This window comes from Desulfobacteraceae bacterium (assembly GCA_022340425.1).
GTDB lineage: Bacteria > Desulfobacterota > Desulfobacteria > Desulfobacterales > JAABRJ01 > JAABRJ01.
The window spans coordinates 1-9,589 of record JAJDNY010000070.1 but is presented as its reverse complement, the minus strand read 5'-3'; the positions used below and the strand labels follow the sequence as shown (position 1 = coordinate 9,589).

10 protein-coding genes are annotated in these 9,589 nt (G+C 63.4%); 2 read left to right on the top strand and 8 right to left on the bottom strand.

All coding sequences use genetic code 11. The annotated features are described in order from the left end of the window. Nucleotides 1–460: 460 nt before the first annotated feature. The 3 genes from LJE63_06625 to LJE63_06615 all read right to left on the bottom strand — a co-directional run bounded on the left by LJE63_06625 (nucleotide 461) and on the right by LJE63_06615 (nucleotide 2,826). Nucleotides 461–1,306, bottom strand: coding sequence for a MaoC family dehydratase N-terminal domain-containing protein (locus LJE63_06625; protein ID MCG6906284.1), 846 nt, complete (start codon nucleotides 1,304–1,306; stop codon nucleotides 461–463). Nucleotides 1,307–1,369: 63 nt separating this feature from the next. Beyond that, nucleotides 1,370–1,858 (bottom strand): CreA family protein, encoded by a 489-nt coding sequence (locus tag LJE63_06620; protein MCG6906283.1) that lies wholly within the window; start codon nucleotides 1,856–1,858, stop codon nucleotides 1,370–1,372. Nucleotides 1,859–1,932: 74 nt separating this feature from the next. Further along, entirely contained in the window at nucleotides 1,933–2,826 is an 894-nt protein-coding gene (locus LJE63_06615; protein ID MCG6906282.1) for a DUF4338 domain-containing protein, read from the bottom strand. 136 nt (nucleotides 2,827–2,962) lie between these two features. On the opposite strand from LJE63_06615, the gene LJE63_06610 reads away from it, so the two are divergent. Further along, complete coding sequence (locus LJE63_06610) at nucleotides 2,963–4,375, top strand: FAD-dependent oxidoreductase (protein MCG6906281.1); 1,413 nt, start codon at nucleotides 2,963–2,965, stop codon at nucleotides 4,373–4,375. Nucleotides 4,376–4,442: 67 nt separating this feature from the next. Here LJE63_06610 and LJE63_06605 read toward each other — a convergent pair whose 3' ends face one another. After that, nucleotides 4,443–4,853: a DUF302 domain-containing protein gene (locus LJE63_06605; protein ID MCG6906280.1), complete on the bottom strand. Its 411-nt coding sequence runs from the start codon at nucleotides 4,851–4,853 to the stop codon at nucleotides 4,443–4,445. Nucleotides 4,854–4,919: 66 nt separating this feature from the next. Further along, complete coding sequence (locus LJE63_06600) at nucleotides 4,920–5,900, bottom strand: bile acid:sodium symporter (protein MCG6906279.1); 981 nt, start codon at nucleotides 5,898–5,900, stop codon at nucleotides 4,920–4,922. Between the two features lie 224 nt (nucleotides 5,901–6,124). Between LJE63_06600 and LJE63_06595 the strand changes: the two genes are divergently transcribed. Further along, nucleotides 6,125–7,531 carry a sigma 54-interacting transcriptional regulator gene (locus LJE63_06595; protein ID MCG6906278.1) on the top strand — a complete coding sequence of 469 codons (1,407 nt, stop codon included), beginning with the start codon at nucleotides 6,125–6,127 and terminating at the stop codon, nucleotides 7,529–7,531. A 45-nt stretch (nucleotides 7,532–7,576) separates the two neighbouring features. On the opposite strand, the gene LJE63_06590 is transcribed toward LJE63_06595, so the two are convergent. The 3 genes from LJE63_06590 to LJE63_06580 all read right to left on the bottom strand — a co-directional run. Continuing rightward, nucleotides 7,577–7,846: a DUF4010 domain-containing protein gene (locus LJE63_06590; GenBank protein MCG6906277.1), complete on the bottom strand. Its 270-nt coding sequence runs from the start codon at nucleotides 7,844–7,846 to the stop codon at nucleotides 7,577–7,579. Between the two features lie 480 nt (nucleotides 7,847–8,326). Further along, complete coding sequence (locus LJE63_06585) at nucleotides 8,327–9,310, bottom strand: NAD(P)-dependent oxidoreductase (GenBank protein ID MCG6906276.1); 984 nt, start codon at nucleotides 9,308–9,310, stop codon at nucleotides 8,327–8,329. 71 nt (nucleotides 9,311–9,381) lie between these two features. Then, nucleotides 9,382–9,589, bottom strand: a 208-nt coding sequence (locus LJE63_06580; protein MCG6906275.1) for a hypothetical protein, incomplete at its 5' end; no start/stop codon positions are given.

Here is a 9,589-nt window from a genome sequence, read left to right as displayed (position 1 = left end):
CGTGATGGCTGCGGCGTAGCGGCGTACGCCTCGCCCCCCGCGGCTTGCGCGCCTTGAACTGGGGCCTTTGACGCAACCTCAGCAGCAGGTGAGCTGCGATTTTTCGGATAGTGGCGCTTTTCCTTCAACCATGGCTGCGGTCTGGTTTAATGCCCCTTTTCAAAGTTGCGCTGCGCCTGCAACCCTCACCCTGAAAACGGGAATCCCCCCATTGTCCCGGGCCGAGCATCGCAGCAGCCGGCGATAAAGGCCCTGTGGCTGCTTGAGCGCAAGCGAGCTCCACAGGGCCCGCCGGCTGCGAGAAGCGCAGGGCAGCCCGCAGGGCCCCGGGACGCGGGCGGCTTCTTTTGGTTGCTTTTCTTGTCCGGACAAGAAAAGCAACGATTCCCATGCCGGCCTCCTCGCCCAAGCCGACGATGGGGCGGTGGACGGCATCCGGCGGATTTTTAGGTCTCTGGTTTCAGGAGATGGGGCCGTATTCGAAAACGCCGTTGGTAATCACCGCCGCGCCGCTTTGGGCGTCGATCGTTTTCCAGAGCGCCAGCCCCTCGGCGGTCTGCCAGATCAGGGTTTCGATGGGGGTGCCGGGGTAGAGCGGGCGTGAAAAGCGGCAGGCCATGCGCCGGGCCTTTTCGGGGGCGCCCGGCACCAGGCTGGCGATTAGCGCCCGGCAGGCGAAGCCGTGGGTGCACAGGCCGTGCATGATGGGTTTTTGGAAACCGGCCGCGCGCGCAAACGGCGGATCCACATGCAGGGCGAAGAGATCCCCCGAGAGGCGGTAGAGCAGTGGCTGGTTTTCGGTGGGACGCGCCGTGACCGTAAAATCGGGGGCCCGCTCCGGGAAAACGACTTGGTTTTTGGGGGCGTTTAAGCCGCCGAAGCCGCCGTCCAGGCGGGCGAAGATGGTCGCCCGGCTGGTAAAAAGCCGCTTTCCGCCGTCGTGCTCGGTCTCGCTTTCGGCCACCACCAGGGCGCCCTTGTCCTTGCCCTTGTCGAAAAAGTGGGTGATCCGGCCGGTGGTGGTGAGGGTGCCCGCGGCGGGGATCGGGTTGTGGAAGATCAACTCCTGCTCGCCGTGCAGCACGCCCAGCGGGTTGACGTTGGCGGCCGTGCCGGCGTGGGTCAGAAAATTAAAAACCGCGGCGATCGAGAAACTCGGCAGGACCTTGAGGCGCTTTTCGTAGCAGTATTCGAGATCCTCGAAGCCGGCCCCCACCCCCAGGGCGTAGAGCACGGCATCCGGCCAGTCGTAGGTTTTGGTCAACGGGCCGATCGTTTTGCCGACGGCATCCAGGTTCAGGGTCATCTGGTTCGCCTCCTTGGGACGGAATGTCAGCACCGGCCGGCGGATCTCGGCCGGATTTTCAAATCAGGGTGCCGGCCAGCCCATGATCGGCACGGTGCTGATGCTGTTTTGCGGGCTGCCCGCGATGACGCGGTCGCTGTAGGCAATATAAACCAGCACATTGCGCTCGCGGTCAAGGAAGCGGACCACCTGAAGTTTTTTGAAGACGAAGCTGCGACGTTCGTCAAAGACGCGCTCGCCGTCCCTGAGTTCACCGAGGATTTTGATCGGGCCGACCTGGCGACAGGCGATGCTGGCATCGCTGGTGTCCTCGGCGACGCCCAACTCACCCTTGATCCCGCCGGTTTGGGCGCGGGCGATGTGGCAGGCGACGCCCTGGACCTTGGGGTCGTCGAAGCCGTCCACCACGATCTTGTCGTTGGGGCCCAGCCAGCGGAACTGGGTGTCCACCGAGCCGGTGGTGCCGCGCTCGGGGCGGCTGAAGAGCCACCAGCCAAACAGCAACAGGACCACAAGGACGACCCCGCCCAAAATCATGCCGAATTTTTTCATGATGGCTTGCCTTTCCCGGTTTCATTTGCACCCGGGCACTCGCCCGAATAACGCTGCTGGCCAGCCCCGGCCCTTCAGCTTCCGTCCCTGATCCGGCGGGCGGCATTCTTGACCAGCGGGTAGACCAGGATGGTCTTCACCGCCGCGCCGTGGCGTTCGTTGGCCCGGTCCATCCGCCCGCGGCCGCTGGTCTCACCCAACTCTATCCAGTTGGCCGCCCGGTAGCACCCGCCGTGAAAGCGCTTGCGGTCCACCAGGGTCTCCACCAAAAGGGGCGTGATCCCGTATTGCCGCTGCCAGTCGGCCGGCAGCCGGCGCAGGGTGCGGGCCAGCATGGCGCTGGCCAGGTTGTGGATCTGCGCCAGCACCAGCAGCCGGCTGTTGTTGACGATCTGCTGCAGACCGGCCGCACGGCGTGCGTCGTCCCAACCGATCCATTGGTCGCGGGCCTTCATCCGCCAGGCGGGACTGGAAAACTGGACGCATCCGAGAACTTCGCGCCGGGGCCGGCTGGCGAAGACCAGGTATTGAAGCCGTGCCCCGAAGGGCATCGCATACCCCAGGTAGTGGTAGCGACTGAGCAGATCCCGAAACAGGTCCCGCTGCTCCCGGGTTTCCACCTGCTCCACCGCCAGGGGCGCGAATTGCTCCACGCTGCCGACCAGGGTGCTGTGCGGCGCCGCGGGCGGGACCGCGGCGATGCGCTTCTGGGGGCCATTGTAGCCGGTGTGTCTTTTTCCCGGAAGCCTGAGAAAGCCCTTGGCTTCCAGGAGTTCCAGGAGATCCAGGCACTCCCGGGCCTTGAGTCCGCCCCCCGGGCGTTTCCACTCCAGCAGCTCGCAGACCGTATGGGCCAGCTCGCGGCGGCTGATCCCGCCGCAGGTGGTGACGATCTCCCGGATCATCCCCACCTCGTCGGCGTCGAAATCCCGTCCACAAAATCTTTGCGGCTTGCTCATGGTTGGCATATCATACTCCTTTCGCTATCGTGGCTCTATCAAAAAAATGGTCCGTTGTCCAGCGAAAAGCAACTTTGCCAGGCATCCCGTTAATAGAGCGGGAGTTGCAACTCCACTTGGTCTGTGTTCATTAGGAGGTGAAGCGGTGCGCTACGATTACGATCTGATCTGCATCGGGCTGGGCCCGGCGGGGATGGCGGTTTCGGTCATGGCCTCGGAGATGGGGCTCAAGGTCTGCGCCATCGAGGAAAGGGCGGTCGGCGGTGAATGCATGAACGTCGGCTGCATCCCCAGCAAGGCGCTCTTGCGGATGGCCAAAATCCGCAGCGCCTTCGACAAGCTGGCCGACATGGAATTGGAGGCGGCGCCCAAGCCGGCGGTGCTGCAGCCGTTTCGGCGCATCCAGGAAAGCCTGGATTTCATCAGCCAAAAGAAAACCATGGGACTCTTCGCCAAAACCCACCTGGTCTACCAGAAGGGTCCGGCCCGGTTTGTGGATCCGCACACCGTGGCCGTAGCGGGGGAAAGCTACCGGGCGAAAAAGATCTTCATCTGCGTCGGCACGCGCCCGCAAATGCCCGCGATCCCGGGCATCGAAACGGTGGATTGCCTGACCAACGAAAACCTGTTCAAACTGGAGGCCGTGCCCGAAAGCCTGATCATCATCGGCGGGGGCGCGATTGCCTGCGAAATGGCCCAGGCCTTCGGTCGCCTGGGTAGCAAAGTCACCCTGGTGGTCCGCGGCCCGCGCTTGCTGTGGCGCGAGTTTCGCGGGGTGTCGGAGATCCTCCAGGGAACCTTCGAGAAAGAGGGCATCGATGTTTTGACCGAACGCAAGTCGCAGCGGCTGGAACAGGTTGACGGGCGGGTTGTGCTGCACACCGATCGCGGCGAAACCCTGTCGGGCGCGCGGCTGCTGGCGGCTGCGGGGCGGCGGATGGATTTCGGGTCGTTGTCGCTGGATCGGGCCGGCGTGCGCTTTTCGGAAAAAGGCATCACCGTGAACCGCTACCTACGGACCTCGCGGCCCCACATTTACGCCTGCGGCGATTGCAACGGCTACCGGCAGTTTTCGCATGCCGCGATGCACCAGGGGATGATCGGGCTGCTCAACGGTATGCTGCCGTGGCCGCTGAAGCAGGATTTCCGCAGGTTCGTCGTGCCGTGGACGACCTTTACCGACCCCCAGATCTCCCAGGTCGGGCCCCGGGAAGCGGAGCTGCTCGCCCGCGGCGTCAAGTTCGAGGCGCTTGAGGTGCGCTACGCGGATTACGGTGCGGCCATCGCCGAAAAGGTCGATGTGGGCTTCCTGCGCGTGCTGGCAGGCGCGTCCGGGAAAATATACGCTGCCACGATCGTCGGTGAAGGCTCGGGGGAAATGATCAATGAGTGGGCGCTGGCGATCCAGAAAAAAATCCGTCTGCACGACGTCATGCTGCTGCAGCACTCCTTTCCCACCATGGGTTTTTTGAGCAAACGGGTGGCGGAGGTCTGGATGATGAAGCGCATGCAGGCCAAAAGCCTTCAGCGGGCCTGCCGTTTTCTTTTCAGGCTTTAGGCCGCGGGGAAGGGCGGGGGAAAATCTTCCCGGGGCACCCCCTGGGGCGCCCCGGGGGCCGGGTCCATCAGAGGGCGGCGGCGATCATGCTGGAAATCGCCTGGTAGCTTTGCTCCAGGGAGCCGGCGAACTCCGGATCGTCCACCAGCGCCTGGATCATCTCAGGGCTGTAGCGTAAAAAACGCACCTGGGTCCTGCCGCCCCGGGAGAACGCCATCACGAACTTGGGCATCAGCACGGCCCGCTCCGGATTGCGGCAGAGGCTGTGGGCGGCCTTGTCGGGTTTGCAGATCTGGATCATGTGCAGATCGAACCCCGCCTCCACCGCTACGCCGTGGTCGGCGAAAGCCCCGGCCATGTCCATATTGCCCGGGTTGTTGACGATGAAGCCCTTCTCAGCCGCGGCGTTTTTCAGGGACGCCACGAACGCCGGGACGCTCTTGTCGCTCTCTTTTTGAAGCACCGTTGCCAATGCCATGGTTGCTCTCCTTTGTGAATGTCGGGTGATGTGAGATTGCGCTTCCGGACGGTCGCCGGCCGGTTTTCAGACCGCGGCGGCAACCGCGCGGGCGCCGTAGATGCGGTCGGTGAATTTGACGTACCAGGCCGCCGACTGGACCTGGATGACGTAGGCCATGGCCACCACCAGGGCCGCCGTCGAGCCCTGGGGGCCGAAGGCGTTGATGGCGATGGCCAGCGCGATGGACAGATTGCGCATGACCGTGCCGTAGACCATCGCGATGGCGTCCTCGCGGGGGAGCAGCAGCCGGCCGAGGAAGGTGCTCAGGAGGTAGTTGGCCGCGTACACCAGGGCCAGGGGTGCCAGAATCGCCAGAAGCAGGTCGGGCGCACCGGCGATGGCGCGGGCCTTGAGGGCCATCGCCACAAACACGATTCCCAGAACCCCCAGGGTGGATAGCCCGGGAAAGCGGGGGGCCAGCCGCGTCTGAAACCCCTGCTGGCCGAAGCGCCGGATCAGGGCCTGCCGGGTCGCAAAACCGAGCGCCATGGGCAGGAAGACGATCACCAGGATCTGCTGCCCCACGGCCAGGAGGTCCACCGCAATGGCCGTCCCCAGCAGAAATTTGACGTAAAAGGGAGTGGCGATGGAGCCCAGGGAAAGCCCGATGACGGTCATCTTGACGGCGGCCGCGGTGTTGCCCCCGGCAAAGCCGGTCCAGGAAATCGTCATGCCGCTGGTGGGCACCAGGCCCGCCAGAAGCAGGCCGAGGGCCATATAGGGCTGCTGCGGGAAAAAGAGGCGCCCGGCGCCGTAAGCCAGAAAAGGGATGATGGCGAAATTGATGGCCTGGCTGAGCAGCTGGGCGCGACCGTCGCCGCCGGAAAATACCCGGCGGAGGTTGAGGGTGACCATCATCGGGTAGACCATCAGGAAGGTCAGGGGAACGATCAGGCGTTTCAGCAATGCGGGGTCACACAGGATGCCGTAGCCGAAGCCCAGGGCCATCATGACGGGGATGGCGGTCACGAGGTTCTGGTTGATCCGTTTCAAAAGCGTCCACATGGCGGTTTCCTTTCCGGGGGTTGGCGGTGCGGTGATAACGACGATGTCACCTGATCTCCAAAACCCGTGCCGGAATCTTCGCCGCCGCCCATTTCCTGTGTAACAGCTTGAATTGTTGAGCTGTTACGGTTGGGGCAAAAATTTCTTGACACCGGCTGCATACGTTACTTAGTTAACGGTAACGGTTTTTGTAACGCTACTTTTGAACCCGGGGGAACGCGACCATGACCCGAGTGGAACCCACATTCGCCGACCTCATGATCGATGCCATGGCCGAGGGCGTCTTCACCCTGGACGAGGCCGGCCGCATCACCCTCTGGAACCCCGCCATGGAGCGCATCACCGGCTTCAGGGCCGAGGAGGTGATCGGCAGAAGCTGCCAGGTGTTGAACTTCAACCGCTGCCTGCGCAATGAGTGCCCCAACGGCATGGCCGACTGCGGCATCTTCGCCTACGGCAAGGTGGATGCCAAGGAGTGCGCGCTGCGGCATCGGGACGGCCACGACGTGCCCGTCCTGAAAAACGCCCGGGTGGTGCGGGACCCCGAGGGACGGCTGCTGGGCGTGGTGGAGACGGTGACCGACCTGACCCGCCTCAAGGCGGTGGAGCGGCAGGTGGAAGCGGCGCGCCGGCGTCTGGGCGAGCGGCACCGCCTGGCCAACCTCGTGGGCAAGAGCGCGGGCATGCAGGACGTCTTCGACGCCGTGCAGCTGGCCGCCGCCAGCGACGCCACGGTGTTGATCTCCGGGGAGAGCGGAACCGGCAAGGAGCTCGTGGCGGGCGCCATCCACCACCACAGCCGGCGGACCGGGCGGCCTTTCGTGGCGGTCAACTGCAGCGCGCTGTCCGAGTCCCTGCTGGAAAGCGAGCTTTTCGGCCATGTGGCCGGGGCTTTCACCGGTGCCAGCCGCAGCCGCGTCGGCCGCTTCGAGGAGGCCGAGGGGGGCACCCTCTTTCTCGACGAGATCGGCGACATCAGCCCCTTTATCCAGGTCAAGCTGCTCAGGGTGCTGCAGGAGCGGGAAATCCAACGGGTGGGCGATTCCAAACGCAGGAAGGTCGATATCCGGGTGATCGCGGCAACCCACCGGGATCTGGTCCGTCAGGTAGCGGACGGAAGCTTTCGGCAGGACCTCTACTACCGCATCAAGGTCTTCCCGATCCACATCCCGCCGCTGCGGGAGCGCCGGGAGGACATTCCGCTCTTGGTCGACCATTTCCGCGCCAAGTTCAACCGTCGCACCGGCAAGTCCGTCGCCGCGCTGGCCCCCGAGGCCCTGCGGGCCCTGTTGGCCTGGCCCTGGCGTGGCAACGTGCGGGAGCTCGAAAACGCCATCGAGCACGGGTTTGTGCTCTGCCGCGGCCCGGAGATCGCCCTGGCCGACCTGCCCGTCGAGATCCGGGCCGGACATCGTGCGCCAGACCCGGCTGCGGCGGTTGGGCCGCTGCCCCGGGCGGGCCGGACCCCCCTCGACCGGGAGCGGCTGCTCGGTCTGTTGGCGGCTTGCGACTGGAACAAGGCCGAGGTGGGGCGCCGCAGCGGCTACAGCCGCACCGCCGTCTGGAAGTTCATGAAGCGCTGGGGCATCCCCCTGGCGCCGCACGCAAAGGCCGGCGATCAGTCGTCATGAAAAGGCGCGTTTTCCCAGCCGCCGGTATAGCCCGCCCAAAATCAGCTACAGCAAATAGAAGGCCATCAGCAAACCCGGCAGGATCGCGGCCAAAAGAAACACGGGCAGTCGGATGGTGTCCCTGAACCCGGTGATGAAAGCGAAAATGAGCCCCTTGACCAGGGTATTGCTTGCAGCGGCGAGAACGATGCCCATGGCGGCGACTTCGGCGCCCAGGTCATATGTGGCCGACCCGGAAAGCGACAGGGTGATCGCATCCACATCCACGAACCCCGAGATCACCGAAAGCGCGTAGGCGCCTTCATTTCCGCCCACGCTGCCAGGGCGAAGGTCAGCAGCATGGCAAAGGCCGTCGTGGTCCTCGCATCCTTAGTTTTGACGCACATCCATCACGTGGGCGCTGACAATCAACCCTGAAACCGCAAGAAAGGCGACGGGCATCAGCCAATGGTTCGCCTCGCGCTTGAGCAGCGCCAGGACGCCCCCCCAACAGTTCGATCAGGCTGAAGGTGCGGATGCCGGCAATGCGCTCTCCTCCCGTTCGCTCCAGCCCCGCTCGATGCCGATCAAAAGACCGATCGCCAGTGCGGCGAGCAGTTTGAGGGCTATGTCGTAGGGTTGCGCCATGGGGGGCCTTTCACTGTCGGGATGGGAGGTTGACGGCGGCGGCTGATCGGGCCAAATGCTTTCATCGCTTAAAAATCAAAGAGGTTGCCACTGGGTTGGTTGAGCCGATGTTGAACCCCAAATAGGGGTTGGCCACCTCTCCTCGATCTCCCCTTGGCAAAACCCACCTCAAGGGGTCAACAGATTCTTCAGCAGCAGGGAGTCTTTCGCAACTGCCGGCACCCCGTCATGGATCGTCGGAAAGGACAAGGAAATCCCCAGATCCTTGAACACCAGCCCTGGTTTGACGGCAATATTGCAGTTGTAGCTGCGGATGGCGCCCGGTGTCTCGAGGCCGGGGTGAGGGCGGAAACGGCGCACCGGTGTCACTGCGTAAGCGGCCGCAAGGGCCAGCCACTGGGGAAGCACCAGCACCCGGGCGCCGGCATGGTGACGTCGCACCAGGGCCAGGAATGCGGACCAGGTTGCCGGCAGGTCGTCCGCCACGGGCAAGATGCCGCGATAGCCCTGCTGGGCGCACGCGATCAGCAATTCCGCGGCATCGGTGACGTGCAGGTGGGAAAAGATGTTCTTGCCCAGCCCCGGCAAAATGAGAAGCCCCCTTCGAATTTGCTGAAAATAAAGGTCCATCGCGCCGTAGACATGCGGCAGCCGGATGGCCGAAAAGGTGATGCCTGCGGAAGCCGCAATCACGGCCAGCTCCCTTTCCGTGTCGCGCTTGACGCGGCCGTAATCCAGCACCGGTCTGGGAACGGTTTCTTCATCCACCTGCGCGCGGTTGTCCCCGTAGACAAGAAGCGACGAGCTGTAGACGAAGGTTTTTACGCCATGCTTGGCGGCCGCTTGCATGAGGGCCACGGATCCGTCAAATATCGTGGGTTTCAGGGATTCGTAAGATTCGAAGGTGGCTTTCGCTCCGAGGTGAATGACGGCATCCACCCCTTTTACCGCCTGATCGAGGCTCCGGGTGTCCTGGAGGTCGCCGATCACCATTTCGATCTCCGGGTGCCTGATCACGCAGCGATCCTGAAGCAGGTCGCGCACCATGAACCGCGGCCGACAATCTTTCAGCGTCAGGCGCCGTGACACCTCGCACCCGATAAAACCGGATGCGCCTGTAACCAGTATTTTGGGTCCGATAAGGGGTCGCATCTCAAGTCCTAGTTATTTCCCATTTGATCTGTCCGGCCCTTGAGGCGTTGGTTGGGGGGGTACCGCTTGGATCACTCGGTTGTAACGGACAGTTTCCGGTTGGTTATCCGGATTGAATGTGCAGTGTATTCATCGAGCAGTCTTCGGATCATTTTTTGATATTGCGTGTTGTATTTTTTGGCCGCTTTTTTGAAAAATTCAACGCTTCTCCTGCTGAGGGCGATCGTCACCTTCACCGTCTCGTCCTTCAAAGCCAAATCCTCCGGGGAAGGGAGAAAA

Bases quoted from the DNA above. Each gene is read 5' to 3' on its own strand.
- LJE63_06615 (MCG6906282.1), bottom strand. From the start codon at position 2,826: ATGCCAACCATGAGCAAGCCGCAAAGATTTTGTGGACGGGATTTCGAC.
- LJE63_06605 (MCG6906280.1), bottom strand. From the start codon at position 4,853: ATGGCATTGGCAACGGTGCTTCAAAAAGAGAGCGACAAGAGCGTCCCG.
- LJE63_06585 (MCG6906276.1), bottom strand. From the start codon at position 9,310: ATGCGACCCCTTATCGGACCCAAAATACTGGTTACAGGCGCATCCGGT.
- LJE63_06595 (MCG6906278.1), top strand. From the start codon at position 6,125: ATGACCCGAGTGGAACCCACATTCGCCGACCTCATGATCGATGCCATG.
- LJE63_06600 (MCG6906279.1), bottom strand. From the start codon at position 5,900: ATGTGGACGCTTTTGAAACGGATCAACCAGAACCTCGTGACCGCCATC.
- LJE63_06620 (MCG6906283.1), bottom strand. From the start codon at position 1,858: ATGAAAAAATTCGGCATGATTTTGGGCGGGGTCGTCCTTGTGGTCCTG.
- LJE63_06625 (MCG6906284.1), bottom strand. From the start codon at position 1,306: ATGACCCTGAACCTGGATGCCGTCGGCAAAACGATCGGCCCGTTGACC.